Origin of the sequence: Paenibacillus sp. MDMC362 (assembly GCF_003269305.1) — a bacterium.
Lineage (GTDB): Bacteria > Bacillota > Bacilli > Paenibacillales > Paenibacillaceae > Paenibacillus_AQ.
Genome location: NZ_QLYT01000014.1, coordinates 17,757 through 43,811 on the forward strand (window position 1 = coordinate 17,757; position 26,055 = coordinate 43,811).

Below are 26,055 nucleotides of genomic sequence, written 5' to 3' on the forward strand. Positions count from 1 at the left end.
GAATATGCTTTAACATCCCATTCGCTCCTTTCGCTCATGTCTTGGTCAATCGAATATGAACAACGGTGCCCTCCGCCTCCGGATCAAGCCAAATTTGCCCGGCATGCCGCTCAACCGAGCTTCGTGCGATAGCTAAACCGAGCCCGCTGCCGCCGTCACTTCTCCTGGCCTGATCACCGCGCACGAAAGGTTCGAACACCGTATCTCTCACAGAGTCCGATATTCCCGGACCGTCATCTCCCACGGTAAGCAGGATGCCTTCATCACTTGCCTCCAGCTCCAGCCATACATGTGCACCCTCCTTATTGTATTTCAGGGCATTCGTCAATAAATTCGAAATAGCTCTATGCATGAGACCTTCGTGATAAGACAGCATGACCGGCGATTCCGGAATGCGGATGTCGAGCGTGATTCCCTTCCGTTCAAACGAATCGTACAGATCGGCCGCTGCAGTGCGGCACAGCTCTGCTAAATCGCCTATCTTCCGCTCGTATGACAGTTCCGTGCTCTCCAGCTTGGTTAGCTCAAACAGGTCATCGACAAGCGAGGCGATAAACCTCGCCTTGGCATGGATGCGGTTCGCATATTTCAGGCGCTGCTCCTCGTCCTGCTCCATACCGAGCCGCAGCACCTCCGCATAACCCTGTATCGTTGTGATCGGCGTTTTCAGATCATGGGAAATGTCCATCATCAGCCGGCGGCGCCCTTCTTCAAGTCTTCGCTTTGCCGTCTCCGCCTGCTCAAGCCTGTCCGCCATCCGGTTGAAATGAAGCTGAAGATCCATTAACTCCTTATTGGCTCGAAAAAATAGCCGCTTCCCTCCCCTACCTTCCGCAATCTGTGCGAGCTCGCGGGAAACGTCCGTAAGCGGATTCGTGATCCTTCTTCCCGTAATCCGGCCGTATAACCATAAACTCAATAAAAATGCGGCGGCAAACCACAGAAATCCCTCAATCAGGAGTCCGGTGAAAACTTCAGTTATCTCGGCGTTTGTCTTCACCAAACGGCTTTCCTTCATCACAGCTCCGCCAGGTATCGTAACAAGCAGCCGGTATTCCCGGCCTTCCGGTGAAACGAAAGGGGCTAGGGAGTGATAGCCCGACCCGTTCCCTTCATAGAACAGGGCGAGCAGCTCCTCCTCCGTATAGGAGACTTTTGCCTTCTCCATTCCGCTGCCCCGCGAAAAGACAACGTTCAGGCTCTTGTCCAGCACCTGGATGTAACCGCCAAAGGATTGGACGGTTTCATAGGGGATGCTCTCCCAATCGTTCCGTATCAGCTGGCTCGCTTCAACCATGGGAAGTGTCCGGCTTATATATTCCTCACGGGCATCATACATGTTTTCATATACCAGAAAACCGATAACCCCTAGAATGACGGAAAACAGGACATAATTTATCATCAGGCTGTTATGGACGCTTCTTCGATTTCTCATGGTGCCACGTCTCTCGGATCGAGCTTGTACCCAAGTCCCTTAACGGTGATAAGAAACCTCGGTTCCCGAGGGTCGTCCTCGAGCTTGTCCCTCAGTCTGCTGATCTGCACCATAACGGTATTGCTGTCTTCCAGATACGGCTCGTTCCAGACATTCTCATAAATTTGACGCTTCGTAAAGATCCGTCCCGGCGCTTCCATCAATAACCTGAGCAGCTTGTATTCCAGCGGGCCCAACGTTATCGCCTCGCCTCGCTTGTAAAGGACGCAAGCTTCATGATCCAGCATCAGTGGTCCGCACACCGTCTTTAACGTCTCCGACCGCTGGGCGGGTTCCGCGCCCTTCAGTTCGTAATAACGACGAAGCTGCGCCTTGATTCTCGCTACGACTTCGATCAGACTGAACGGTTTGGAGATAAAATCGTCCGCCCCGAGCCCCAGCCCGGTAACTTTATCTACATCCCCGGTTTTAGCCGACAAAATAATGACAGGAAGCCTGTGATTCTCCCGGATCCGGGCGATCAGCTGATAGCCGTCAAGTTCTGGCATCATAATGTCGACTACCGCCAGGTCGACCGGCTCGCACTGCAATATATTCCATGCTTCCCGTCCGGTTACAGCTTCCAGCACGCGATAGCCCTCTCGCTCCAAGAACAGCCTCAGCAGCTCCGTGATGTCCGACTCGTCGTCCGCGATCAAGATCGTCCGCTCTTTTACTAGTCTCGTATCTTGTTCCATATCGTTCCTCCATATGTATACGGCAAAGCCGCGGCTCTCTTTATAAAAATATACACTGTAATTATCGGTCAGACGTAGCCATTTTTAATTGTAAGGATTATGTAAGGTTGACTACAGCTAGTCTACAGCTCCGGTTGATAAGCTTATTTTACGATGAAACAGGAGGATACTTATGCGTATATATGAAACAGCATTATGGATCATGAATCTGGCGCTAATCATAGGTTGCGTCACGTTTTTTGGGAAACACAAGCGTTCTCTACATCTCTCCTTCTGGGCAGCCGCACTGTCCGGGGGCCTCAGCCTTATCCAGATGATAACCGAAGGCTACCGATGGCAGATGATCCCGGCCTATGCGGGGTGTCTAATTGTAGGAGGACTGGCCCTCTATCATTTACGGCAGTCCACTCATTCGAAGGATCACCCCTCGGTCCAGCCTGCAAAGCAGTTTGCCGGAATGACAGCAATCAAACGCTGGATTACCGCACTGCTTCTGCTCGTGTATATCGGCGTTTCGGCTGCATTGCCGTCACTCCTTCCGGTTTTCTCCTTTGCCAAACTTCAAGGACCCTATCCTGTCGGAACGACCACGATGGTACTCGAGGATGAGCGCAGAGAAGAGCCGGCCACGGATGATCCTGCGGATCACAGAAAGCTTATGATCCAAATCTGGTACCCTGCGTCACCGGGCACAGGGACCGGGCCATCTCCGTATATAGAGCATCTCCCGGTCGTTCTTGAAGGTTTACAGCAGGCCATCTCCATTCCCCCGTTGTTGTTAGGTCAGTTGAAATACGTGCAGCCCCATTCCACGCAAGATGCGGAGTTATCCACGGACCAGGATCGTTATCCCGTGCTGTTGTTCTCCCACGGACTGACCGGCTTCCGTAACCAGAACACGTTTCAGGTTGAAGAATTGGCCAGTCGGGGATACGTCGTTGTCGGCATCGATCACGCCTATGATGCCGCCGCCGTTGTCTATCCGGACCATACAGCCATGTTGAAACTCGAGAACCTGTCGGGCTTCGATGCATACGAGAAGAAGAGCCGGCTGTGGGTCGAAGATGCCAAATTCGTATTGGATCAAATTGAGCTGCTTAACGAATCGGACCATAAAGGGATCTTATCCGATAGACTCGATATGGATAAGGTCGGCATGTTCGGCCATTCCTTTGGCGGCGCCACGGCAGCGCAGATGCTGCTGGCGGATAACAGAGTGAAAGCTGCCCTCAATATGGACGGAACGCTTTACGGCCAGCCAGTGCCTGAAGGCGGATACGGGAAGCCATATATGCAGATGAATGCGGAGCTTAGCATAGACCGCCTCGCATTCGAGCGATCCTTGGACCAGGCAATGGAATCCTCCGGCCGTAGTCGGGAAGATTACGAGCAGTTTTGGGCCGAGTCGGCGGATCGCCGACAACGGGCTGGGGCTGGAGAAGCATACTCGGTCGAATTCGCCCATGCGAACCATATGAGTTTCACGGATTTTTACCTATTCTCTCCATTACTACCGCCAACAGGGGCTGCCCCTCGTCAGATGCACCGCTCCATTAACGAGCTCTCATCCGCATTCTTCGACCGTTATGTCAAAGGTGATTCCAATGTCTCGCTGGAAAAGGTCGCTGATGGCTTGCCCCATGTGACCATGCCGTAGTTTCTATAAAAGTTGGAACAAGGGGGCTTCACCCTGATCAGAATGAAGCCCCCTTTCCACGTTTACTTAAGAAGATAATACCTCTCGAATTAATTGAATTTTAAATAAGCATAATATACAACAAATAAATGAAAACCCCGCCTGTCCAAAAGAACAGGCGGGGTTATGAAGAAATAGATTCGTTTACTTACCGGACAAATAGAGGCCGAACTCTGATAACAATGCACTTCCCACGTACGTGCCCGTGAACACGAATACCGCAACGATGGCGACGCGCCACGATGTTTTGCGAAGATCAACCAGCCTGTCGGCAACGGAAATGCCGGCAAACGCCAAGATCGGGGTCGTAATGGACAAGAAGTTGACGTTGGCAATGGCATCCACGAACACATCCGAAATCAGGCAGCAGATAAGCGAAACGATGGATACCCAGCCGAGAACCGGGAAGTCCTGCAAGAATTTCACCGGCGTCTTTTTCATGAGTGACGAGATCAGAACACCAATGAAGGAAAAAAGCCACAGCACGGCCAAGCCGGCTATCGTCCCCAACGTAATATGGCCTTCGCCGTTTTTGATGAACTTCATTTGCTCCGTAAATAAAATAAGACCGACGCTAAGCAGCAGGACGAGGGCGTATTTTGCGTATTTATTCAAACCGGTGCTCATTTCTTCTCACCTCTGACCATTAATTTGTACATAAACCGCTGCAGCGGCACCGCGAGAAATACCATCGTATACGTTCCGAGGAAGCTGGTAAGCAGCTGACTCGCAGCAGCGTATCCGTTAATGGTCTCCGTCATCTCAGGAGAATGCGCAATTAATGCGGAAGAAGAGCCTGTCATCATGCTGGCGGAGCCGACGCCGGAGGACATGGCCAGCGCTTCGATCGAGAAGCCCGCGGCAACCATGACCGGCGCCAAAATGCTGAAGAACAGCGTCCCGAACAGGGTACCGATAATATAGAGGGACAGTACCCCGCGGCCTTCGTCGGAGTCGAGCGTATACTTCTCGGATATGTAAGCAAGTTCCCCTTCCCTTCCAAGTCCAAGCGTAGCGCCGATGGCTTCCCTTCTCAGGCCGAGCAGGATGGCGATGGGAAGTCCGAGCAGAATCGTCCCCAGGTTGCCGATTTCCTGTATGATGAATACCCAGCCCACTTTTAAGATTTCTTCTAATCTAGGGGCAACGTCGGCGCCGTATCTCGCCATAAGCGGCAGCATAATAAAGATCAGATACTTGCTGGAGAAGCCGACGTTTTCCTTGCTGTAAATTTTCTTCATCAAGCCTTTCCGGAATATCGACAAACCGAGCACCATCGTGATCAAAATGGCGAATACGAGCGGAAGCAGGCTTATTTTCACGGAGCCCACCTGGATCGACTGAATGCCGATAAATTCGGCAACCGCGATTACAATGAGCACGAATGCAAGCAAATAAAGATACTGTAGTTTTAACTTCATGCCATGATGTCCTCTTTTCTGTTCTTAGTTGGGGCTAACTATCGACGCAAGGAGATGCTCGTATTCGGCGAATGTACGACGGTAGAGCTTCGACCGATCGATACGTCCGCTCATTCGCTCCAGCACCTGGGTTAAAAATCTCGGGAACACTTCATAGATAAACTCGGGATCGATATCTTTGAAATCGTCGCCGTGGATCGTCCCCGTAAAACCGCTGTAGCCGATTTGAATGCAAGGCATCATGAAGGCCAGATCGCCGATATCTCCTGCCGCGCTGATGGCGTTATTGTTCCAAATACGGGATATCTCCTCGTTATCCTGGAACGCCTCCATCACGAATTCGGACAAATACCGGTCCTGAACGAACGGCAAATATCCCATCTGCGTCTTAATCTCGACCTCGCCTTGAAGGGCCAGTGCGCTGCCCTTGGCCGCATCGTCCATCTTGGAGGCCGCTTCCTTCATATAGTCGACCGACTGGGTGCGCAGATCGCTGCCCACCGTAATCCGGTTGGGAATGACGTTTGTCGACATGTCGGAGTCCAGAACGATCGGATTCATGCGAACCTTCTCACTGTCCTTCATTTGCTGCCTGCTGAGCCCTAACGCCACATTGAACAGGGTTGACATGCTGTAGGCATTTTTGGCGGAGAAAGGATCGAAACCAGCATGGGTCGCTTTTCCGGTAAACGTATAATGCTTGTATAGGAATCCTGCCAGATCGCAGTTGATTTCGATCGTGCGCTCTGCAAACTCACCACCCATGGCGTGCACGCATAACCCGATGTCGATATCGTCGAACACGCCGAGTTTCATTGCTTCGGGTTTCCCCCCGTAATAGGAAATCCTACCGCTGGCCAGCAGCTCGTCCCTATAAGCGAGATCCAAATACTCCTCAGCAGGAACGAAAATAAACGTTAAGCTATAATCAAGGGCTTCGTACGCCTTTGATTCAACATAATATTTGTATAAAGCCAGTGCGATCGCCACCTGCGTATAATGACCGCAATTGTGTGCCGCACCCGTCTCTTTATCCGATCGCCAATGCGTTGGAGCGTAAACGGCGTCCAACTCCGCAATAAAAGCGATATTCAGCGGCTTGCCGCTGCCGAGGGTTGTCCGAAGCCCGGTTGTACTGAATGATTGCAGCTCGATATCCGGATTTACCTTCTTCAAAAATTCGGTCACTGTTTGATGGGTCTTAAATTCCTTGTAGCCAAGTTCGGGGTTATCGAATATGGTCCGCCCAACGCCTGCAATTTCTTCGTACTGTTCTTTAAAGCTCATGGCTGCCTCCTTCGTGATGAAAATAATTATTATGTTATTTTAATTCTCTTCATTATGTCAATAAAAATCACGTTATATTATTTTTCTATAGAGGTAATTATAATTTGATATAACTCGATCTTCCCGTAAGAGGATGCAGATGGTCTGCAATTCAACCCCTATTTTTTTCCATTATGAAAAAATCAAACCTATTTTTCTGTAAAGCGCCAAAAATATCTGATTTTAGCTTCGATGTAATAAAAGTAAACATAAAGTGGTTATGTAAAAGATTTAATATCCCTGCTTATCACAGATCAAGAACCAAAAACCCTTGATGATATTCCATCAAGGGTTTTCTTATTATGGAGCCTTGGAGGATCGAAACGCTGACCTCAATCTTCCGATAGCAATTTCTTCATTTACTTTCTGCCACCGTCTACCATGAAAAAGGAGTCCCTATCGATATGTTCATTGTTTGTGATTTATCACTACATTTCCTTCGAACGTATACCTCTTACCCGCCTCTGCGATAAAGGAGACGGGAGCGAAGCCGGGAGCCTCGAACTCGCATGGTCCAGACACAGTACATTCTACGACGACTTCTGAAATCTTCGATTCTGCCCACTTGAAGCTGAACGTGAATCCGCCACGTGCGCGAAGACCATTAACCTCGCCTTTGCTCCATGCGTCCGGAATCGCTGGCAGCAACCGAATGATGCCGGCATGGCTTTGCAACAGCATTTCCGCGATACCGGCAGTTCCGCCGAAGTTTCCGTCAATCTGGAACGGAGGATGATTGTCAAACAGGTTGGCCATCGTAGAATGTTGCAGCAGTGCCATCACGTTGTCGTATGCGAGCATCCCATCCTGGAGCCTGGCCCAGAAATTGATGATCCAGGCCCGACTCCAGCCGGTATGACCCCCACCGGAAGACAGTCTGCGCTTCAGTGTGGTCCGCGCGGCAGCGGCTAGATTAGGCGTGCGCTCGGTCGTGAACGCATCGCCAGGATACAGGGCGAACAGATGGGAAATATGGCGATGACCCGGCTCCTCCTCTTCGTAATCCTCCATCCACTCCTGGATCTGTCCGTACTTGCCGATCTTCGGCTGCGGCAGCCGTTTCAGGGCAGTCTCCAGTTCGCCCTTGAAAGTCTCATCCTTCCCAAGCAGCTTCGCGCCCTCGATGCAGGCGCCGAACAGCGCGCCAATAATCTGAAAATCCATGGACGCGCCCGCACATAACACACCGGCTTCCCCACTTGAAAGAATATATCGATTTTCGGGCGAGACGGATGGGCAAGTTATGAGCTCTCCCTGCTCGTCTTCGATCAGATAATCGAGCAGAAAGAGTGCAGCCTCCTTCATTGTTTCGTATGCTCTATCAAGGAAAGTGAGATCTCGCCCGAATCGGTAATGCTCCCATACATGCAGACAGAGCCAGGCCGCACCCATTGGCCAGAATGAAGCCGGCAAGTACGTATCCTGCGGCGCCGTATCCGCCCAGATATCGGTGTTGTGATGGGCCGTAAAACCGCGGCACCCGTACATCGCTTGTGCGGTTACCCTGCCCGGCTCCCGCATGCGTTCGATGAGATCGAACAGCGGCTCGTGACATTCCGCCAGGTTGCAAAGCTCAGCTGGCCAGTAGTTCATCTGCGTGTTGATATTGATCGTAAATTTACTGTCCCACGGCGGCGTGAAACTGTCGTTCCAGATGCCCTGCAGGTTCGCTGGTAGTGAACCGGGACGGCTGGACGCAATAAGCAGATACCGGCCGAAATGAAAATACAGGGCGATCAGGCCATGATCCGTTTCGCCCCGCTTTACGCGATCCAGCCGCTCGTCGGTAGGCAAACCGGCCAGCTCGGCACTTCCCGGCAGCGACAGACTCGTACGGCTATAAAGTGACTGATAATCGGCAAGATGCCGCTCCAGCAGCTCTGAGTAAGGTTGATTCAGCAGGCCATTCAGATGCGATCTGCAGTGTGCGGAGGGGTCCGTTTGGCGGAAGGTCGTTGCCGCAGCAAGGAACAATGTTACGGAATCGGCGTTCTCGATTACAAGATGCTCACCGATCGTCTGGGCGGTCCCTCCTTCATTGACCGCCTTCAAAGCGGCGCAGAAGGTGCTTCCGCCCTCCCCGCCGCTATGTCCGGTCATGACCAGTCCGTCTTCGCCCCATTTCTCGGTCTTCTCCAGGTACCTCCATCGACCGCGATTAAAACGAGCCTTGAACGAAACCGCGCCGATTTTATCGGCTGATAGTCGGATGACCAGCGCTTGATCGGGATAGCTAGACAAAACTTCACGTGTATACAGGATATCTCCGATCCGGTAACGCACCGTGGCTGTTCCGCGTTCAAGATCCAGCTCCCGGCTGTACTCCGTGCAGGGCTCATCCTGACCCTTAAACATCAGGAGAAGATCGCCTAGCGGAAGGTAGTGGCGCTGCGTTTCCGGAAGTCCGGGAAGGGCTAGCGAGGCCAGCTCCTCCGCTTCCTTCAGACGCCCCTCCAGGATCAGTTTCCGCAGCTCCGTCAAATTGGGTAGCGCGTCCGGATTGTTCCGGTCTCGTGGGCCTCCGTACCATAGGGAGTCCTCGTTGAGCTGTAAACGCTCCGCCGAAACTCCCCCGAAGACCATCGCCCCCAGCCGTCCATTGCCTACCGGCAGCGCTTCGTTCCATTCCTTCGCGGGCTTTGAATACCACAAGCGGTGCTCCTGTAACCGGTTGTCCATTCTTATCTCTCCTCCTCTAAAAACTGGTTTTAGTTGATCTCTACAATGGCTTTGACCACGCAGGATTCCGGCTTCAGCCAGGCGTCGAACTGCTCTGTCATCCGATCGAGCGTACAACGGTGCGTAATATAGGCGTTTAGATCGACTTTTGAGCTCGTCACCGCGTCAGCCACACGTCTGAAATCTTCCCGTGTAGCGTTACGACTGCTCAGGAGCGTTAGTTCCCGCGCGTGAAAATCAGGATCGTTAAACGTAATGTCGCCATTCACGAGTCCGACGTAAACAAGCGAGCCGCCGTGACCGACCAGCCCGAATGCATCCGTCATCGAACGCAGGTTACCTGTCGCGTCGATGACAACGGACGGCAGTTCTCCATCGTTCCATTCGAGAAGGCGATCCTTCGGACTTTCCGTCGCAAGAACGGCATGTACTGATTTGGCCCAGGATTTGGCGAAGGCAAGACGGTCTGCATTCACGTCCATCGCGGCCACCTCGGAACCGGAAGCTGCCGCCATCGCCATGACGCCAAGTCCGATTGGCCCGGCTCCAATTACGAGGGCACGCACGCCGGGATGTAGTCCCGATCGGTTGAGGGCATGCGCGCCGATCGCCAGAGGCTCGAGTAGAGCCGCCTGATCCAGTGACAGCCCTTCCATCCGGAATAGATGGGAGACGGGAACAGAAATCCGCTCGCGCATGCCGCCATCCAGGTGCACGCCCAGCACGCGCATGCTGCGGCAGCAGTTCGTTTTCCCGCTTAGGCAGGCGCCGCAATTGCCGCAGTGCAGGTACGGAATCATACTAACCTGATCGCCTACTCTTAGCCCTTCCGGATTATCACCAATCTCTTCGATCACCCCGGAGAGCTCATGCCCGAGGATGCGAGGGTAAGTAAAATAAGGCTGGTTTCCCTGGTATGCGTGCAGGTCCGTGCCACAGATGCCGATGCGCCGAATCGCGACGATCGCCTCTCCTTCGCCCCTGACTGGCTCGGGTAAATCCTCTCGATAAACCAGCCTTCCGGCTTCTGAGCAGACAACCCCCTTCATTACGCCCGCCCCTCTTTCGCTGCCGTCCGTGGACTGCCATTATACTCAGGCAGTCCGCTCGTCCAGGTCCGATTATGGACCGGAGCGAGAATGTCCGACACTTCACCCAGCAGCTCCTGGTCCATCGGCTCTTCGACCCACCTTGCGTTCTTGACGATGTTCTCCGGATTGGCCGTGCTCACCAGCGTCGTCGGGATGCGTTCGTTAGCGGTCGAGAACTGCACGGCCAACTGGGCGATATCGTATCCGCGGGTAGCACAGTATTCGGCCGCCTTCCTGCAGGCAGCTTTGAGCTCGGGATCGGCCGGGTGCCAGTCGGCGGTTTCTCGGGTGCTCAGCAGTCCCATGGATAGCGGTGAAGCATTGACCAGGCCGACGCTGTACTCCTCTAACAGCGGAAGCAGATTAAGCAATGAGGTATCGTTGAGAGAATAGTGGCAATATGACAGGATCGCATCCACTTCAATCTGCGGAAGCATCTGCTCGAATAGTTTCAGCGGAAGACCGCTGACGCCTGCAAAACGGATCTTCCCCTGCTCCTTCAGCTTGTGCAGTGCAGGTACGGCTTCCTCTAGAATGATGCCGGACGGCACGAATTCAATATCATGCAAAAAAAGAATATCGAGATAATCCGTGTTCAGTCGGCTCAGGCTTTCTTCAACGCTGTCAAAAATTCGTTTCGCAGAAAAATCAAATGTATTCTCACCGTATCGTCCTGCTTTGCTCGATAGCAGGAAACGATCCCGCGGAAGCTCCTTGATCGCCTGGCCGAGTACGGACTCCGCCTTGGTCAATCCATAGTAAGGCGAAACATCAATATAGTTGATGCCTGCGTCAAGGGCAGCATGCACCGTTTTAATGCTCTCGCGGTCTGACGTTTCCCGGAACACCGATCCTAGCGAAGAGGCGCCGAAGCTGAGGACCGACACCTCGAGTCCCATGCGACCCCATTTTCGAAACTTCATTTTGGTTTCCCTCCATCCATGCATATTGGCCATTCTTTTTCCAGACTTTTTGACCGATTACCAGCATTGCGAGCTGAGGTTCAGATCGTTCATCGCTTGTAGAACTCTTTTGCATTGACTCCGAACAAACGCGACTGTTCCTCTTCTCCCCAAGACTTCGGTAGAGCCCGCCGAACAATCTCTATAACCTCGTCATACCCGGCAGCAAGCAGGCAGACTGGCCAATCGCTGCCAAACATGACTCTGTCTGGGCCGAATGTCTCCAGAATGTGCTGGACATAGGGAGCGAACTCTTCGTAATTCCAGCTTTCATGATGGGCTTCCGTCACCATCCCCGAAATTTTGCAGTGGATGCCTGGAAACGCAGCAGCCTGGCTCATCGCCTCTGCCCATGGCTCCCATTCATCGCTTCGGATCGACGGCTTTCCGATATGATCCATGACGCCCCTCAGGTCTGGAACCTGCCTCAGCAGCTCCAGTACGGGGGGGAGTTGTCCGGATACGATCAACAGATCGATCGGAACATCATCCCCGGCGTAGCCTTTAAGCGCTTTCACAAATGCCGGCTCCAAAATTCGCGCTGCGTCGGGCATGTCCTGGATCATGATACGAAAGCCTGCAAATTTCGGGTGGCGGCTGAATCTCTCGTAATGCAGTCGATGGTTCGGGTCGAACAGATCGAGCCAGCCTACGACGCCAAGTATGGAAGGCGTCTGTTCAGCCAGCCTCAGAATAAAGTCTGTTTCCGAGACAGTCGGGGCGGCTTGAACCAGGATCGTACCATCCAGCCCATGGACGCGTAAATGCGGCTCCAGATCGGCTGGCAAAAAATCGCGGTAAAGCTTCGGAATCTCCGGCGTAATCCATCCGTAATCCCCGCGTGCGATAGACCAGTAGTGCTGATGGGCATCGATTCTCATGTTAAACAACCACCTCGTTATCACCATTTCATTGGTATCTAAGCTTGAATACCCTTATTGTATATTCCGTTTTATGATATTGTAATGTCTAGAACAGGCATTTTTATATCCTTTTTTGATATGAACAAGCAGCCGAAAAGGAGGTCTCCATCCATGCAGCCCTACCGTAAATCATTTGCAGGAGATCCGCTGTTTCCGTTTGAAATTGTGTATAAGACAATAAAGTACCCGGACAATGAACTCCCCGATCATCTGCATGATCATTATGAACTCGTTTATGTGCACAGTGGCCAAGGGATATTTTTCATCGACAATTGCTGGTACCAAAAAAGCGCCGGCGATCTGTTCGTCATCCCCGGCAACACGATCCATCATTCTCTACCGGACCTAGAAGACCCAATCGTCTCATCGGCGATATTCTTTGCACCGTCTCTCATTGCCGGGCCTTCGCTCGGCGACGGATACTTTCCGCTTCAATGCTATGAAATCGCCCGCAAAAAAAAGCAGTTCAAGATTGGACTGGCGGGATCACTGCGAATCGCTGCCGAAATGGCAATCAAGCAAATCGCGGACGAGTTCGCGAACCAGGAAACGGGATACCGTGAAGCCGTGCTGCTGACGATCGGCCAGTTACTTCTGCAAATTAATCGTCATCTCCTTACCGATGAAATAACCCAGCACGAAAGCCCGCGGATTGGCCCCTCCTGGATACTGCGGGCTCTAAAGCGGATTGACGAGCATCCCGAGCGAGAGATTCATCTGACTGACCTTGCAAGGGAAGCCTGCGTATCGCCTTCTCATTTCTCCAGAGTGTTCCGGCAGTTAACTTCACTGAACGTTATAGGCTATGTCAACACCAAACGAATCATTAAAGCCAAGGAACTTCTATCGTTTTCCGACGAGAATGTGAATGTGATCGCAGAGAAATGCGGATATGAGACACCTGCTCATTTTTACAGAGTATTCAAATCGTTAACGGGAGAGACGCCCGGCCAGTACAGAAACCGAAGCCAGGCTGTCAAGCCGCGAAGACGTTTGCCTGAGAGGAGCGACGGTATCTGGTGAGTTCCGCTACTACTAACAATCATATTGGAATCACAATATTCGATGTAAAAAAGGTCCGGTATCAATCCAGGGTTGTACTAGATTACACCCAGTCGTGCTACACTGTCTCCTATATGAAACAAGGCAATCTAATCACGAGCTCGGAAGGCAAGGAATACGCAGCCCAAACCGGAGATGTGTTAATTCACCGCCCCAACATCCCTTTCAGTGTCATTTCTAAAGAGGGTGGCGTGCACTATCTGTTTAACTTGGACGTAAAGGTTCATGAGGAAGAGGATTTTGTTAACCGTTTATGTTGAAAAGGGGCACTTAAGGAGTGCTTTTATTGTCATCATCTGACTTACAAAGAACGTGCTACACGAAATCCACAGTTTCCTGACGAACTATCCGCGTATTGGAGCTCGTGCGTCTACGCGGTAACGGTTGCAATACGATCGGTGACGCAAGTATAATCCGCCACGCATCGAACGTTTTCCCGTCGGCTTCAGGTATTCGGGTTGCGGGCGGCTGTCAGCCGGTGATAGGCCGCTAAACCTGTATAATCTGACAATCTCTTTATCTAGTTAAAATAATACGATACCTGCAGCCGCGCCGACAAGAATAAGCAGGAGCGGATGAAGCTTATACTTAAACAGCAAAAAGAGACTGGCACCGCAGATCACCAGTGTCCCTATGGTAAACCATGAGAAACCCATCTGATGCTGCCCCATAAAGCCGAAATGGATAGCCGCATAAAAGATTAGTCCCGCAATGATCGGTCTTAGACCATAGAAGGAGGACTTCACCCATCGGTTATGCTGCACGCGATAAAAAAATGCAGCTAAGGCGATAATGATAACCAACGAAGGCAGCACCATGCCAAGCGTAGAGAAAATGGCGCCAAGCGTTCCCTTGGTCTGATATCCGATCAGTGTCGCTGTATTCGTGGCAATCGGCCCCGGAGCCATGCCTGCAAGCGTAATGGCTTCTTGCAGCTGTTCCGTTGTTAGCCATCCCTTCTCGGTAACCTCATATTGAATCAGCGGAATTACGGCATATCCTCCGCCGAACGATACTAGTCCGATTATCAAAAACGTAAACAATAACTCCCAGAGCATAGTTATCCTTCTTTCTTATGCTGTTTAAATGAAATATTCAGGCTGTACAGGATCCTGATTGCTGTGGCTTTTCTTTTCTTTTTCGGTGTGGATATCTAAACCGAACCATTTCTTTCCCTGGATGACGATAATCCCGGCGAGCAGACCGAACGCAATCATATACATCGGACTGAACTGTGCAGATAGAAGCAGGACAATGGTCACAATAACCATAACGGCCGTTGAACTGTCAAATACGGCTTGTTTGGCGATCCGGTAAGCTGCCATAAGGATCAGGGCGATAACTGCGCCGTGAATACCTTTTAATGCTGCTTCCACCTTAGGCATATCGTGAAGAAACAAATACCCCAAGCTGAGTGAAAGCACGATTAAAAACGTCGGCAGCGTTATGCCGGCGACGGCTGCTACCGCCCCGGCCATTCCTGCATTTCTGTATCCTATAAAGGCTGCCAAGTTTACACCAACGCCTCCGGGTCCCGTACCCGCCAGGGAAATCATATCCGTCATTTCTAATTCGTCAAACCACTTTCGTTTTCGTAAAAATTCTTTTTCAATTACCGGTATCATTGCATATCCCCCGCCAAAGGTTGAAGGACCGATCCGAAAAAAAACAGCAAACAACTGTAGTACGAGGGATAACTTTTCACGTGACCATAACATGTCTTCCCATCTCCTTTCACCCATCTCATTGTATCATCTTTATTTCATTTTGGTATAAAGTTTGCTTATTATCATCTAAATATTTTATAAACTTGGTTGTGGACAGGGTATTTTTTTGTTATTAACGAAAAATCCGAGGATAAATGCAATATATTTATTCCTTTTTGGCAAAAAGTTAGCCCCGTGGTATTTAAGCATATTGTCCGCTATAATCAGATTAACTAAGGGATGAATTGAAGGAGCAGCATATGTTAATCGATGAACAATACATAATGGGGCCTAAAAAACTGGTTTATACACGGATTGCAGAGAAGGATACGGCTGCCAAGGCTGATTTGCTCGCTCAAACCAACCTAACCAGCAGCACCCTCACCCGTCTCCTTGATGAAATGATCGAGGAAAAGCTGATTGAGGCCGCGGAGTTTGGACCTTCTCGGGGCGGGAGACGGCCAATTCTATACCGAACCCTTGCCGATTATGGTTACATCTTCGGACTGGAGATTTCCAGGATTCACTCCTCTCTCGGCTTGTTCGATATGCATTTGAATCCGCGGTCTGTTGTCCACTGGCGGATGGACGAGGCGATGACTCCCGAGCGCTTTCTGGAGTACACCGTAGGACAAATGCGAAATTTCTTGAGGGACCATGCCATTCCTCAGGACAAGATCCTGGGGGTCGGGATCGGATCCGTCGGTCCCTTAGACCGGAATACGGGAACCGTTCTGGACCCGTTGTATTTTCCGGCGAAGGGCTGGCATGACATTCCGATCTGTGAACTGTTCCACCGCGAAACCGGCTGGTTGACGTTGCTGGAAAATGGAACAAATGCGGCCCTAATGGGCGAACAATGGGCCCTGCGTGATCAAAGTATCCAACATGCCTTGTACGTCCATGCGGGAGTAAGCCTGCGTTCAGCCATAATGTCTCACGGGCGGATCGTGCATGGAACGGTCGATATGGAGGGTTCCATTGGGCAAATGATTATTCAGTGCGACGGTCCCCGATTGAATGCTTCGGGCAATTATGGTGCTCTTGAGGCATATGCATCCATTGAAGCTTTAGAAAAGGAAGCAAGGTCTCTTGCAAAAATGGGCGTTTTCTTAAACCATGACCAACAGTTGGAGATTCCGCCCGAGCAGCTTCGTTACGATACACTGCTTCAGGCATTAAAGGCAGGCGATCCATCCGTGAGAGAGATGTTCAGCCGCTCCGCAGCCTATTTTGGTATCGGCTTGGCCAACCTAATCAACACCTTGCATCCTGAGATGGTCATCCTTGGCGGTTCGCTCATTACATCAAACCAAATGTATTTCGAAGAATCGACTAAAATAGCTCTTAAACACGTGCATTACTCTTCGAAATATAAACCTCAGTTCTCGAAAGGCCAGCTCAAAGAGGCCGCCGTCGTTACCGGGGCAGCCTTGAATGTGTGGAAAACAATAGAGCTTTAACTTAGGCACTATTTCGGCTTGAAAGTGTTGGATAGATTATATAGAAACCGCAAGTCCCGTTACGAAGCGACTGCAACACTGAAATACGATCGGCATGTTTAACATCTGTTCATGGGGGCGCTGAATCTTGGTCGTCTGGCACATGTGGGTACAATCTTTCGACCGGGCCTATCGTCCAAATCCTCCGTCGACACCAAGCCGCGCCTTCATTATTGAATGTACCTAGTCAGCATGGAACATGGACACTCGGCAGCTCGCCGTGATCGCTCGTAAACACAACCAGTCATTCTTCCTCCATCCCATTTGCATCGAGGATCGAAAATGCATTTTACCAACCCCAACCGTACGGTAACCAGACTGCTTCAGATGGTCACAGAGCGTTATTTCATCCTCATTCAGTGATACTCCTATATTCCATGCTCCATGAACATGAGGTATCGGCCCGTAAAGAGTGATGCACGGGAAGGCGTACATCAAAGATGTTCTTGTAACAACGTCAGTTACTATGAAATCACGTGTGACGAAATCAGCCGAATGAACAATCGATTGTATAATCAAATCCTGAACTTTGATAGAATGAAGTAAAAAGTCATAGTTTGGAGGCATGAAGTGAAACCCAATATTTTGCTAATTACAGTCGATCAGATGAGAGCAGATTGCCTGAGCCTTCTCGGTCACCCGATTGTAGAGACACCGAACTTGGATCATTTGGCCCAAACCGGTGTGCTCTTTGATCGCGCTTACTCGGCAACACCGACATGCATCCCGGCAAGAGCTGCCATTTTCACAGGTATGAGCCAGCGTTCTCATGGCCGAGTAGGATATCAGGATAAAGTGCCATGGCGTTACGAGCATATGCTGCCGGGGGAACTGGCTAAGGCCGGCTACCACACCCAATGTGTAGGCAAAATGCACGTGTACCCCGCACGTAATCTGTGCGGCTTCCATAATGTTGTACTGCATGACGGATACCTGCACCACAATCGAGATCGACATACTCCTTACGGCTCTCATTTTGATCAGGCTGACGACTACCTGGTATGGCTGCGGCAAACAGCAGGCGCAGAACATGATCTGCTGGACTTGGGGCTCGACTGTAATGCCTCCACGGTAGCACGGCCTTGGCATCTGCCTGAGCGCCTTCATCCCACCAACTGGGCCGTCGAACAATCTATCGACTTTCTGAGACGGCGTGATCCCGATAAGCCTTTCTTTTTGTGGACATCCTTTGTTCGCCCGCATTCTCCGCTGGACCCGCCGCAGGCGTATTTTGACATGTACAAAGATTTGGAAATGCCAGATCCCCCTATCGGTGACTGGGTGGATCAAGTTAAAGCCGAAGCGGGAAGCTTTGATCCAACAACGAATCGCGGTAAAATACCGGAACGTCGTCTCCATCGGGCCCAGGCCGCCTACTACGCTTTGCTCACCCACATTGACGATCAGATCGGCAGATTGCTCAATGCTGTGAAGGAATACGGAATCTACCAAAATACAATTATCCTATTCACCTCAGATCATGGGGAGTTATTAGGGGACCATCATTATTTCCGCAAGTCCCTTGCTTATGAAGGCAGCACCAGAATTCCGTTTATTGTTAACGACCCTTCAGGCAGATACGGCTTCTCAAAGGGCAGCCGGGTACAAGAAGTGATAGAGCTCCGGGACATTATGCCAACCTTCCTTGATGCAGCGGGTGCGGAAATCCCACCATCCGTCGAAGGACAGAGCCTGCTGCCGCTGTGTACAGGTAGAGACACGGCTTGGCGCTCCTACATTCATGGAGAGCAGGCATTCGGCGAACAATCCAACCATTGGGTTACAGACGGGTCAACGAAATACATATGGTACTCCCAGACGGGGGAGGAGCAGCTGTTCGACCTGACGGCGGACCCGCATGAAACAGTGAATTTAGCAGCCAATACGGATCAAGAACCGAGACTTCATGAATGGAGGGCGAGACTCATTCAGGAGCTGGAAGATCGAGAAGAAGGATTTGTACAGGACGGTAAATTGATGATAGGAAGAAAAACGGTAGCTTGCCTGAGCCATATTCTATAATGAACACAAGGAACCAGGACAGACCCGAACGGGCCTGCCCTGGTTTTTTCCTGTGCAGCAAGGCAAATCCGCCCTGAATCGGAATAACACCGCTGATCTCTCCCGGGTTCAATGGTTTTGCCGCTTCAAACTCCCGCTGTGATACATCTGTACCGTTACCGTTAAAATTTGTTTCTCCTCACTCCCGTCTCGATTCATGATCTAGAAACCAGATAACGCAAAAGAGCCCCTATTTATTAGAATTTGTTCCAAGTCACTGGACATTTCCTTTAATAAAAGAGACGCTTTTTGCGGTACTACCTGCTGCTATTGCCTTTTGTTATTCAATGCCGGACTCTTTCGCTTTGGCGTTGACCTCTTCAATCATCTGATCGAGTCCCTTGGATTTGTAGTTATTCAAAATATTATTCCAAGCCTGCTCTACCGGCTCTTTGCTCAGCATGACCTTCAGCAAATCATCATGATCCAGCACACTGAATTTATCCTTGGTCGGTGTGGACAGGTAAGTCAGGCGGATATCATAATCCGGCAGTTTGGAGTTTTTAATACTCCAATCAATGAAGTCAACCGCTTCCTGTCTGACCTTTTTGTTAGTAATCGTTGGATTATCCATTGCATAAGTATCCGAAGTGTTGTAAGTAACCAGGTTTAACAGTGTGTTAATAGCTGGATACTTCAACATCAGGCTCTCTTCGTGGAGAGGAACCTTCTTGTCCCCTTCAATTTTGTAATCTTCACCTTCAATGCCATAAGTCAGCAATGTGCTGCCTTCTTCGGAAAGAATATAATCGTACAGTCTCATAATACGGTCAAGCTTCTTATCATCCATCTTGGCGTTAAAGTAGCTTTCAGACCAATAAGTCTTAAATACTGGATGATAGCGTTCGCCGTCCGGACCTATTAGCGGCTTCAATATTTTTACGTTTTCCGTGAATTCTGCGTCTGGATACACTGTTTTCCAACGCTTCTCATAAACGTTCTGATCAATGCCTTTAAATCCTCCACCCATCAGCAGTGCTGCTGATTTACCGGAAACAAATTTATCATACGCAGAGTCCGGTTTGGTCAATGCGATATCCGGGTCAACCAGTTTGTTGTCATACATATCCCTCATGTTTTGCAGAGCAGGAAGCGCGTTTTTGCTGAATACAGCCGGTATGAACTTCCCGTCTTCCTTGATCCATTTAAAATCGCTTCCGCTGCCGTCGCTTGTTGCCGCAGCATTACCGTACAACCAGAAGAATCCGCCAAGCATTTTAACCGTAGATGATGTAAGACCTGTAATCCCTTTGCCTTCCGGATCTTGTTCTACAATCGCTTGCAGCATGGCTTTGAATTCATCCCAGGTTTCAGGCTCCTTGGTGATACCCGCTTGCTGGGCAAGATCCCATCTGTACAATACAGGGCGGTCAAGTACGCTCCACTGAACCGTAGGGAACATACGTCTCGGAACGTTATAGAATTTCCCGTCCTCACTCAATCCTTTAATATCTGGCGTTTCAAAGTACTCTTTCAAGTTCGGGTAAGCGGACAGGTCCTCAGGAAGCGCCTTAACGACCCCCTGATTCACCCAGTTTCTGTAATATTGAGTTCCGATGGCATCTGTTGCAAAAATATCCGGAAGCTGGCCGGAAGCGGCCCACATCTGATATTTTTGTACATAGTCATCCCATGTCACGTTTACAGGCTTGATGGTAATGTTGAATTTCTTCATAACATCCTGAAAAATCTTATCCTCTTGAAACTTGGGAGCAATCGTGTCGATATCCCAAAAACCAACCGAAATTTCGAGATGTTCCTTGAACGGATCATCACTGGCCGCGCCCGTCCCGCCATTGCTGTTGGGTTCTTGATTTGAAGCATCCTTTGTTCCGCATCCAGCCAACAATCCTGCCATCAGCACTAGAATGATGGTCAGCGTGCTGAATTTTCGTAGCTTTTGCATTGTAAAACCTCCCTTTTTTATGTGTACAACCGGATGACTGTATATGAAAGTATTATTCTTTCATGGATCCGACAAGGACGCCCTTGGCGAAGTGTTTCTGCAGGAACGGGTATACCAGCATGATCGGCAAACAGGAAATCACGATGCTGGCCATCTGGAGACTCGGGGTGTAAACCTTCGTCAAATTTTTCTGCTCGGCCATGGTCATAGCAATGCTATTTAGCGAAGAGCTGGCCGTAATCAAGATATTTCTAAGGTAAATCTGCAGCGGGGCCTTGTCTGCATCACTGATAAAGATGAGGGCGTGCCACCACTCATTCCACCTTTCCACCGCATAGAACAAACCGAAGGTTGCCATAAATGGCATGGAAATCGGGATGATAATTTTGAGCAAAATATACATATCATTCGCGCCGTCCAGCTTGGCTGATTCTTCCAGGCCATCTGGAATCGTGCTGAAGTAATTCTTCATAATAATCAGGTACATCGTATTAATCCCCGCAGGGATGATCATGACCAGGATGTTATTAATCAAGCCTACTTCCTTTACCACCAGGTAAAAGGGAATGAGCCCCCCGTTAAAAAACATCGTGAACAAGATGAGTGTAAGAACCGCGTTCCTTCCCGGCATCCCTTTTTTGGAGAGAGCATAAGCACCCGCCACCGAGATGACCATACTGAAGATCACCCCGCCGATGGTTACCAAGATCGTAACCAGGAAGGAGCTCCAGAATTTCGTATCCGACAATACAACCTTATAAGCTGAGAAGTCAAAGGATTGCGGCAGCCAGTATAAATCACTTTTGCTGATGACATCAAACTTAGCAAATGAAATGATGATCACGTTATAGAAAGGATAAAAAGTAATTAGTGCAAGAATGCCCAGAACAATATAAGTTACGATATCGAAGGTGCTCATTTTCTTTTTAGCTCGCGTTGGTTCCATCCTCTTTAGCAGCTCCTTTCAGCTAGTACAATCCTTGTTCTCCCATTCTTTTCACAGCCATGTTCGCCAGCACTAAAAGCACCAGGTTGATCACCGACTTTAGCAATCCGACCGCTGTCATATAACCAAAATCAGCACCGACTGTAAATGTGGTCCGGTATATATAGGTATCGATTGTATCCGCTACGGAATATACCGGTGAACTGTACAGGTTGAAGATTTGATCAAAGCTGCCTCCCAGACTCATCAGCCCGCCAATTGTAAGTACAAACAGGATGGCTACTGTGCTCTTAATACCTGGCCAAGCGATATACCGTAGTCGCTGGAACCGGCTGGCCCCATCGATTTCAGCAGCTTCATACAGATCCGGATTGATGCCTGCGAGCGCTGCCATATAAATGATGGAATCCCATCCTATCTCTTTCCATACATGGGTTATGTAAAGCATCGGCCGGAACTCATTTTCATTGACCAACGGTGATGATGTTTCAATACCTAGCAGTGACAAGAGCTGTGTATATACTCCGTCATTACTTAGAATATTGGTAAGGATCCCCGCCAGGACAACCCAAGAGATGAAATGCGGAAACGTAAAGAGTGTCTGGAAGAACTTTCTTGCTCGGCTGCGTGAAAACTCGTTCATGACTATAGCTAAAATGATCGGAAGCGGAAAATGGATGACCAGCTTAGCCAAGCTGATGATAACGGTGTTTTCGAAAGCATTCCAGAATTCCTGGTCATGCATAAGCGTCTTGAAATGATCGAACCCGATCCAGGGACTTCCTAATATCCCCTTGCTGAAATCAAACGTTTTTAAAGCAAGTGTGACCCCATACATCGGCAAATAGCTAAACACTAGGTACCAGATCACGACGGGAAGCAGCATTAAATAATGATACTTATATTGACGAATGGTGCTCCACAAAGCAATTTTAGAGGGGTGCGCCTCCAATCTTTTCTCTGATTTCATTCTTTCTCGCCGCCTTATTCCGTATTTTCATGATCGTGTGCCGTCTCTATGTATACGTTTTCACGTTTCAAATAGAGACTGCAGTCCATATCGACTTGATGTGATTTATTATATTAATCATCCGTTTCGGCGCATATAGACATAATTCGGGTTCTGTTTGGACTTATTTATGATCTGATCCGCATTCCCCAATTCTAAGTTTTGTACATAGGAATCCGTAATAATGTCTATATCGTAAGGCCCGCTTCCCCGTTTACCCGAATCAAAAAGTAGTGTATTCTTTCCATAAGAAATGAGTGCGCTTTCAGCAGCATCCATACTTGCACATCGTTCTACACAGGAGGTCATATGTACAAAGCTATTATTGTAGATGACGAAAAATGGATCATGGAAGGCATTAAAGCAGGAGTAGAATGGGGATCATACGGCTTCGAGGTCGTCGGCAGTGCCGAAAACGGTCAGGACGCGCTTACCATGATGGAACAGCTTCGACCGGATGTCGTATTTACGGATATCAAGATGCCGCTGATGAACGGTCTTGAGCTCATCAAAACAGGCAGAGAACGATTTCCCAATACATTATTTGTCGTGCTCAGCGCCCATGCTGAATTTGCGTACGCCCAGAAAGCCTTAAATTACGGGACGTTCGGCTATTGTCTTAAACCGTTCGAGGTTGAGGAAATTCACAATATGTTAAAGCGGCTGTCGGATGTACTATCGGCGCGTCCGCAAGAATCAGTCCTGCCTCCTTCACCTGAACTCTACGAGGCGATCTGCGCCAATGAGACGGTCCTGGTTAAGAAGATAATCACACGAAGCGAGATGAACTTACATGATAAACATAAAATCCAGCCTCTGGTAATTGTTGTTCATGGCAATAAGTTCTCCGTTATTTCAGGGACAATCAAGCATCTCCGCTTTCAAATGAGCCCCCGCCGGTTCGGCTTTCTAGTCTATGAAAATGAGACGGAAGCTTTGATTCACAGCCTGTTTTCTACTAACAGTAAAGAATCATTGTGCAGCATCGGGATCGGTTATGCCCTCTCCGACTTGTCCGAGCTCAGTTCTTCCTTAGAAGCGGCTTCTCTTGCATCGTACGGGATCTTTACAACCGGAAAACCCGGTGTGTTCAATGCTCCTCCACATACCAATCCCCGAATTGAAGAGGTACTAAGGAATTTATCGCAAGCAATGGAACAGAAGGATAGAATCCAATTCAGCGCTGCCATGAACCACGCCAGGCTCCAATTTCGCAGCGGTGTTTTCAGCATAAAGGATGCCTATCTCATCTTCACTGCCTTAATGACTTTGTTCTACAGGGAAGGCGTATCAAGCTCAGCCCGGGTGTATGAAGGCTATGAGGAGCTTTCATATCATTACGGGGATGCGGATGCCATGATTGACTACTTGATGGAGCACACGCTGGGTTACCTCTCGGAAGAACAGCCTGTACTCATAACCGAGGTTTCCCATAAAACGATCAGAAAAATGTTGGAGTTTATCCATGACAACTTTACAACCGAAATCTCCATTCAGAGTCTTTCCGAGCGATTTTATCTAAGCCCTAATTATTTATGTCACTTATTCAAAAAAGAAGTTGGCGAAAACTTTATCGAGTATATCTCCCGTCTTCGGATCGAATATGCGTGCAAGCTGCTTGCTCAAAAGGACCTCCCTATCAAGCAAATTGGTGAGAAATGCGGCTTTAACGATTATTTCTACTTCACCCGTATATTTAAAAGGATCGTAAGCCAAACACCGACGCAGTACAGAGAGAGTATTTCCAAATGAAGTTTTTCAAAAAGCTGTCTATCCGAGTTCAGGTCATGACGATCGGACTCATTATTATCGCCATGGTCCCTGTTATTGTACTAAATGCGTACAAGCAGTCTAGTGAATTAATTATCGATCAGAACACTCAGTATAACAAAGAGCTTATCGCTATCATGAAGCAGCGGATATCCTCCAACTACTCTGAGATTTCCGAACTCATGGTCAATCTGGGGTATGATGCTACGGTTCAGAATTTCTTAGCGGAAAGCGATGATCTAACAATTTACGAGCTTGCCAAGAAGGTTGAAAGCGTCATGGGCGTCATCAAAAATACCAATCCCGATATATTGGACATCTCCGTCGTCAGCAACACCCGCAAAGTCGTCTCGTTAAAGGGAACGATTACCGATGTTTACGATGCGGAAAACATACCGGAGCAAGACGGTGCCGCTCACTATGCCGGGTTCCGAAAGGGCAGTCCCACGCTTGACCGGGACAAATTCCTGTTCAGCATGAATATTTTCTCCCTAGGCAATAGAATCCCGTACGGGGACAACGCCGGCTTTATGATGATCGGGCTCGATGTGCGCTCCATAAATAAGGAGATCGAAAAATACCCCCGCTTGGCCGGTACCAACTTTTATCTGTTTGACAACCGCGATCTGGTGTACTCCAACAGCAGCCAGGATGAGCAACTAATCCAGCTGATCAACGGCCCCTTGTTGAACAAGGACCAGGATCACATGGTCGTAGAAACGAATGCCGGCGCCCGTTATATCGTGCAATCCCATGTGCTGCCCGAAATTGGAGGCAAAATTGTGACGGCTACGCCGATCAGCCTGCTGACTAAGGGTCTCCAGCCTTTAAAAACGAAGAGCTACATTCTGGTTGTGTTGATGCTTCTGATTATATCCATTCCGTACAGTATTCTAATGATGAACTTATTAAAGCCGCTGTCCAAGCTCATGACCTTCATGAAACAATTAAAGACCGGAAACTTGAATGTGCTGCATTCAAAGGTCCGACTGGAAGGTTATGCGGAAATCGAAATGATCTCGAATGAATTCAACACGATGCTTCAGCGGATCAATGGTTTAACGAATCAGCTGGTTCAATCCGATACCCAACTGTATCAATCCGAGCTGGAGAAACAGCGGTTGCAGTACGCCTTCCTTCAGAGCCAGATCAATCCGCATTTTCTAAGCAATACGCTGGATACGATGAAAGGGATCGCCATTTCGCAGGGCAGCAGAGAAACGTATGAAATGGCGGGTGCCTTAAGCCGGATGCTCCGGTACAGCATCAAGGGAGGGGATGAGGTCAGTCTCGGGGAAGAGCTTCAAATCGTAAACGCGTATATCACCATCTATCAGATAAGGTTCTCCGGCCGCTTTACGTATGGATTGGTCTGCCCAGAGGAGTTTTTGCCCCTCCTCATACCCAAGATGATCATCCAGCCGATCGTGGAAAATGCGCTCACGCACGGTCTTGAAACCTTGGCTCAAGGCGGGGCAGTACATATCCATGTGCACACCAACGAAAATGGGGATCTTGTTGTCATGGTAAAAGATAATGGGATTGGAATGTCATCTGACCGGCTGGAGCAGCTTAACCATCTTCTCCATTCTGAGGGCAAGGACTCGATATTAAACGGACATATCGGGGTGGCTAACGTTCATCACCGCATCCAATTCAAATACGGCAGCGCTTATGGATTAAGCCTTCAGAGTGAAACGGGAAAAGGAACCGAGGTAACCCTCATCTTTCCTTCCATTCTTCCCAATGCTAAGTCTTCAGACTAATAAGAGCTTTTTCATGGCCCCTTAGATACCGAACCAAAGCAAGATCGATCATATCGG

Annotated in this window: 20 protein-coding genes and 1 pseudogene; 6 read left to right on the plus strand and 15 right to left on the minus strand. The window is 49.5% G+C overall.

The window, feature by feature from the left end:
* Nucleotides 1–34 precede the first annotated feature (34 nt).
* On the minus strand, nt 35–1,435 hold the full coding sequence (locus tag DP091_RS05810) for a HAMP domain-containing sensor histidine kinase (RefSeq protein WP_113057458.1): 1,401 nt from the start codon (nt 1,433–1,435) through the stop codon (nt 35–37).
* Nucleotides 1,432–2,172 (minus strand): response regulator transcription factor, encoded by a 741-nt coding sequence (locus DP091_RS05815; RefSeq protein ID WP_113057459.1) that lies wholly within the window; start codon nt 2,170–2,172, stop codon nt 1,432–1,434. The genes DP091_RS05810 and DP091_RS05815 overlap by 4 nt, the downstream gene beginning before the upstream one ends.
* A 172-nt stretch (nt 2,173–2,344) precedes the next feature.
* Here DP091_RS05815 and DP091_RS05820 point away from each other — a divergent pair, with 172 nt between their 5' ends.
* Nucleotides 2,345–3,829: an alpha/beta hydrolase family protein gene (locus tag DP091_RS05820; protein WP_113057460.1), complete on the plus strand. Its 1,485-nt coding sequence runs from the start codon at nt 2,345–2,347 to the stop codon at nt 3,827–3,829.
* A 183-nt stretch (nt 3,830–4,012) separates the two neighbouring features.
* Here the strand turns inward: DP091_RS05820 and DP091_RS05825 are convergent, their stop codons facing one another.
* The 7 genes from DP091_RS05825 to DP091_RS05855 form a co-directional block, all read right to left on the minus strand.
* On the minus strand, nt 4,013–4,495 hold the full coding sequence (locus tag DP091_RS05825) for a hypothetical protein (protein WP_113057461.1): 483 nt from the start codon (nt 4,493–4,495) through the stop codon (nt 4,013–4,015).
* Nucleotides 4,492–5,289: a DUF3100 domain-containing protein gene (locus DP091_RS05830; protein ID WP_015736873.1), complete on the minus strand. Its 798-nt coding sequence runs from the start codon at nt 5,287–5,289 to the stop codon at nt 4,492–4,494. Before DP091_RS05830 ends, DP091_RS05825 begins: the two co-directional genes overlap by 4 nt.
* Before the next feature lie 24 nt (nt 5,290–5,313).
* Nucleotides 5,314–6,576, minus strand: a complete 1,263-nt coding sequence (locus tag DP091_RS05835; RefSeq protein ID WP_113057462.1) for a M20/M25/M40 family metallo-hydrolase — start codon at nt 6,574–6,576, stop codon at nt 5,314–5,316.
* A 447-nt stretch (nt 6,577–7,023) separates the two neighbouring features.
* Nucleotides 7,024–9,294 carry a glycoside hydrolase family 95 protein gene (locus tag DP091_RS05840; RefSeq protein ID WP_113057463.1) on the minus strand — a complete coding sequence of 757 codons (2,271 nt, stop codon included), beginning with the start codon at nt 9,292–9,294 and terminating at the stop codon, nt 7,024–7,026.
* 29 nt (nt 9,295–9,323) lie between these two features.
* Nucleotides 9,324–10,343 carry a zinc-binding alcohol dehydrogenase family protein gene (locus DP091_RS05845; protein WP_113057464.1) on the minus strand — a complete coding sequence of 340 codons (1,020 nt, stop codon included), beginning with the start codon at nt 10,341–10,343 and terminating at the stop codon, nt 9,324–9,326.
* Nucleotides 10,343–11,308, minus strand: coding sequence for an aldo/keto reductase (locus DP091_RS05850; protein ID WP_113057465.1), 966 nt, complete (start codon nt 11,306–11,308; stop codon nt 10,343–10,345). The genes DP091_RS05845 and DP091_RS05850 overlap by 1 nt, the downstream gene beginning before the upstream one ends.
* Nucleotides 11,309–11,397: 89 nt before the next feature.
* Entirely contained in the window at nt 11,398–12,228 is an 831-nt protein-coding gene (locus tag DP091_RS05855) for an amidohydrolase family protein (RefSeq protein ID WP_113057466.1), read from the minus strand.
* A gap of 153 nt (nt 12,229–12,381) precedes the next feature.
* Here DP091_RS05855 and DP091_RS05860 point away from each other — a divergent pair, with 153 nt between their 5' ends.
* On the plus strand, nt 12,382–13,293 hold the full coding sequence (locus DP091_RS05860) for a helix-turn-helix transcriptional regulator (protein WP_113057467.1): 912 nt from the start codon (nt 12,382–12,384) through the stop codon (nt 13,291–13,293).
* A gap of 340 nt (nt 13,294–13,633) precedes the next feature.
* Here DP091_RS05860 and DP091_RS32460 read toward each other — a convergent pair.
* The 3 genes and pseudogenes from DP091_RS32460 to DP091_RS05880 form a co-directional block, all read right to left on the minus strand.
* Nucleotides 13,634–13,819: pseudogene (locus DP091_RS32460) on the minus strand (SUMF1/EgtB/PvdO family nonheme iron enzyme); the annotation flags it as partial.
* A 37-nt stretch (nt 13,820–13,856) separates the two neighbouring features.
* Nucleotides 13,857–14,390, minus strand: coding sequence for a chromate transporter (locus DP091_RS05875; RefSeq protein WP_113057469.1), 534 nt, complete (start codon nt 14,388–14,390; stop codon nt 13,857–13,859).
* A gap of 24 nt (nt 14,391–14,414) precedes the next feature.
* A complete protein-coding gene (locus tag DP091_RS05880; RefSeq protein WP_113057470.1) occupies nt 14,415–15,050 on the minus strand; it encodes a chromate transporter in 636 nt (211 codons plus the stop codon).
* Between the two features lie 248 nt (nt 15,051–15,298).
* On the opposite strand from DP091_RS05880, the gene DP091_RS05885 reads away from it, so the two are divergent.
* Together DP091_RS05885 and DP091_RS05890 are read left to right on the plus strand one after the other, a co-directional pair.
* A complete protein-coding gene (locus tag DP091_RS05885) occupies nt 15,299–16,501 on the plus strand; it encodes an ROK family protein (RefSeq protein WP_113057471.1) in 1,203 nt (400 codons plus the stop codon).
* Nucleotides 16,502–17,110: 609 nt separating this feature from the next.
* Nucleotides 17,111–18,562: an arylsulfatase gene (locus DP091_RS05890; protein ID WP_113057472.1), complete on the plus strand. Its 1,452-nt coding sequence runs from the start codon at nt 17,111–17,113 to the stop codon at nt 18,560–18,562.
* A 319-nt stretch (nt 18,563–18,881) separates the two neighbouring features.
* Here the strand turns inward: DP091_RS05890 and DP091_RS05895 are convergent, their stop codons facing one another.
* The 3 genes from DP091_RS05895 to DP091_RS05905 are packed head-to-tail and all read right to left on the minus strand — an operon-like array spanning nt 18,882 to nt 22,423.
* A complete protein-coding gene (locus DP091_RS05895) occupies nt 18,882–20,507 on the minus strand; it encodes an extracellular solute-binding protein (RefSeq protein WP_113057473.1) in 1,626 nt (541 codons plus the stop codon).
* Nucleotides 20,508–20,559: 52 nt separating this feature from the next.
* The gene (locus DP091_RS05900) at nt 20,560–21,453 is read right to left on the minus strand and encodes a carbohydrate ABC transporter permease (RefSeq protein WP_113057474.1); all 894 of its coding nucleotides are present in this window, start codon (nt 21,451–21,453) and stop codon (nt 20,560–20,562) included.
* 22 nt (nt 21,454–21,475) lie between these two features.
* A complete protein-coding gene (locus DP091_RS05905; RefSeq protein ID WP_113057475.1) occupies nt 21,476–22,423 on the minus strand; it encodes an ABC transporter permease in 948 nt (315 codons plus the stop codon).
* 348 nt (nt 22,424–22,771) lie between these two features.
* Here DP091_RS05905 and DP091_RS05915 point away from each other — a divergent pair, with 348 nt between their 5' ends.
* Nucleotides 22,772–24,214, plus strand: coding sequence for a response regulator transcription factor (locus DP091_RS05915; protein ID WP_113057477.1), 1,443 nt, complete (start codon nt 22,772–22,774; stop codon nt 24,212–24,214).
* Nucleotides 24,211–25,998: a sensor histidine kinase gene (locus DP091_RS05920; RefSeq protein WP_113057478.1), complete on the plus strand. Its 1,788-nt coding sequence runs from the start codon at nt 24,211–24,213 to the stop codon at nt 25,996–25,998. The genes DP091_RS05915 and DP091_RS05920 overlap by 4 nt, the downstream gene beginning before the upstream one ends.
* The last annotated feature ends 57 nt before the right edge of the window (nt 25,999–26,055 follow it).